Raw genomic sequence first — 382 nt, forward strand, 5'->3', positions numbered from 1 at the left:
AGGCGGACAGCGTCGGCCGCTTGTGCCCGCACGGTGGCGCGGTCGGTCGAGGACTGCGCGGTGGCCGCCACGCGCGAGCCGGCAGGCTCCTGGCTGTGGGTTTTCACTTTGGCGGCGGCTTCGGCCTGGACTTCGGCCACGGAGCGGGTCGAGTTGAACTGGACGGCAAACTGCGAGCCATCGGCTTCGTCAGCGTGGGCGCCGAAAGAGGCCACGGTGGCAAGCGCGGCAACAGCGAAGAACTTGGATGCATTCATGATGAAATTTCCTTGGAAGAGTGAATAAACATGTCCGGGCATGGCGGGCTCATTGATCCCGTCTGTCCAGCCTCGGTGAGTCGTTTATTGGTTGCGGCTCATCGATGTATGAACTTTACTGTTGC

1 protein-coding gene is annotated in these 382 nt (G+C 61.8%); it reads right to left on the bottom strand.

Annotated features, from left to right (window positions below):
- A partial coding sequence (locus B7G52_RS23175) for a DUF4148 domain-containing protein (RefSeq protein WP_170954867.1) occupies window positions 1-257 on the bottom strand: 257 nt, incomplete at its 3' end.
- Window positions 258-382: the final 125 nt, after the last annotated feature.

Source organism: Polaromonas sp. AER18D-145, assembly GCF_002379095.1.
Classification (GTDB): domain Bacteria; phylum Pseudomonadota; class Gammaproteobacteria; order Burkholderiales; family Burkholderiaceae_C; genus Polaromonas.